The sequence below is a fragment of the Allobosea sp. P1_A7 genome, from assembly GCF_056406775.1.
This window is the reverse complement of the sequence record NZ_JBFTZN010000509.1, coordinates 1-2,016: the sequence shown is the minus strand read 5'-3', so window position 1 is coordinate 2,016 and position 2,016 is coordinate 1. Positions and strand designations below refer to the sequence as shown.

Sequence of the window (2,016 nt, the reverse complement as noted above, 5' to 3'; positions counted from 1 at the left end):
TCGGAACCTCGCGCCCGGCAAAATTCCGCAGCTCGTCGGCAGCATTGTGCACGCCATCGATTGCGCGGGTGGTTTCGACGATGGCGTCCGGCAGCGGCTTGCCACCCTCGCGCGCGATCTGCATAGCAAAATGATCGCGTCGGGCCTCCATGAGACCGGCCAGTCGCCGTAGAATGGCGATGCGCTCATAGGGCTTCAGCCAGCCATCCCGATCCCGGAACACACGTTCGGCCGCCTGCAGCTTGGCTTCGAGCGCAGCAGCGTCATCGGTCTCGATCTCAGTGATAGGAGCGCGGTCAAAGGCTTGAACAACCTGCAGCATCGTCCCTCTCCCGTCAGGCCAGCTCGATATCGGGCGTACGGTTGCGCAACTCGTCCACCAGAACGCGCGTGTTCTCGGAATAGTCGATCGGCACCTCGACGAGATGAACGCCGCCACCCGCGAATGCGGCTTCCAGCGTTGGAGCAAGATCCTCCGCTGCGGCGACGCGAGACCCCTTGGCACCATAGGCTTCGGCATAACGGACGAAATCCGGATTGCCGAAGGTCAGGCCGAAATCCGGGAAATTATCGACCGCCTGCTTCCAGCGGATCATGCCATAGGCATTGTCGTTGAGGATGACGACGACGAGATTGAGGCCGAGCCGGACGGCGGTTTCCATCTCCTGCGAGTTCATCATGAAGCCGCCATCGCCGCAGACGGCCATGACGCGGCGTTCGGGATACAGCATCGCCGCCATCATCGCGGAGGGCAGCCCTGCCCCCATCGTTGCGAGCGCATTGTCGAGCAGCAGCGTATTGGCGACATGGGTGCGGTAGTTTCGGGCGAACCAGATCTTGTACATGCCGTTGTCGAGGCAGACGATGCCATCCTCCGGCATCACCTGGCGTACGTCATGGACGATGCGCTGGGGCGTGATCGGAAAGCGGTCCTCATCGGCACGGTCATTGATCCTCGCCAGGATCCTTTGGCGCAGGTCGAGCAGGGACACATCGGGTTCAAGCTTGCCGCCGAGCCGTTCAGCGAGCTGAGTCACGGTCGCGCCGATATCGCCGATCACCTCGGCGTCGGGGTGGTAGACCTGCTCCACATTGGCGGATTGATAGCCGATATGGATCACCTTCGGACCGCCAGCGCTCTGCATCAGGAAGGGCGGCTTCTCGACCGTGTCGTGACCGATCGAGATGATCAGGTCCGCCCGGTGCACGGCTTCATGGACATAGTCTCGTTCGGAGAGGGCAGCGGTCCCCATATAGAGGTTCGAGCCGCCGGTGACCGCGCCCTTGCCCATCTGGGTGTTGAAGAAGGGCAGCCTTGTACGCCGCACGAAGGCCGAGAGCGCCTCGACGAGACGAGGCCGGTTGCCGGCAGCACCGATCATGACCAGCGGCCTCTTTGCCGCCAGGATCATCTCGGCCGCGCGGTCAAGCGCCGCGCTCTGCGCAACCGGCCGCTCGAGCGGATGAACCGGGATGACGGGGATGTCGTCGATCTCCTCGGCAGCGACATCCTCGGGCAACTCGAGATGCACCGGCCCCGGCCGTTCTTCCATCGCGACGCGGAAGGCGTCGCGCACAGCAGCCGGAATGCTGGCGGCGCTGACGATCTGCCGTGTCATCTTGGTCAGCGGCTTCATCGAGGCGACGACATCGACGATCTGGAAACGCGCCTGCTTGGCGGTCATGATCGCCTTCTGGCCGGTGATCATGATCATCGGCATGGCACCGAGATGGGCATAGGCCGCGCCGGTCGAAAAGTTCAGGGCGCCCGGTCCGAGCGTCGCGATGCAGACCCCCGGTCGGCCCGTCAGCCGACCATGCGTCGCCGCCATGAAGGCTGCCGCCTGCTCATGCCGCGTCAGGACGAGCTTGATGCCGGAATTGCGGAGGGACTCGACGACATCGAGATTTTCCTCGCCCGGCACACCGAAGATGCAGTCGACGCCCTCATTCTCGAGCGCCGCTACCAGGAGATCGGACCCCTTCGTCATCACTTGCTGCCTTTCACAAGAGCAC

Annotated in this window: 2 protein-coding genes; both read right to left on the bottom strand. The window is 63.5% G+C overall.

What is annotated here, in order from left to right; translation table 11 throughout:
* Positions 1 to 322 (bottom strand): aldehyde dehydrogenase family protein (locus tag AC1D34_RS37035; RefSeq protein WP_476826961.1); only part of this gene is annotated, 322 nt, incomplete at its 3' end.
* A gap of 13 nt (positions 323 to 335) precedes the next feature.
* The gene (locus AC1D34_RS37030; protein WP_476826960.1) at positions 336 to 1,991 is read right to left on the bottom strand and encodes an acetolactate synthase large subunit; all 1,656 of its coding nucleotides are present in this window, start codon (positions 1,989 to 1,991) and stop codon (positions 336 to 338) included.
* Positions 1,992 to 2,016: the final 25 nt, after the last annotated feature.

Coding starts and splice junctions, on each gene's coding strand:
- AC1D34_RS37030 (WP_476826960.1), bottom strand. CDS start 1,991: ATGACGAAGGGGTCCGATCTCCTGGTAGCGGCGCTCGAGAATGAGGGC.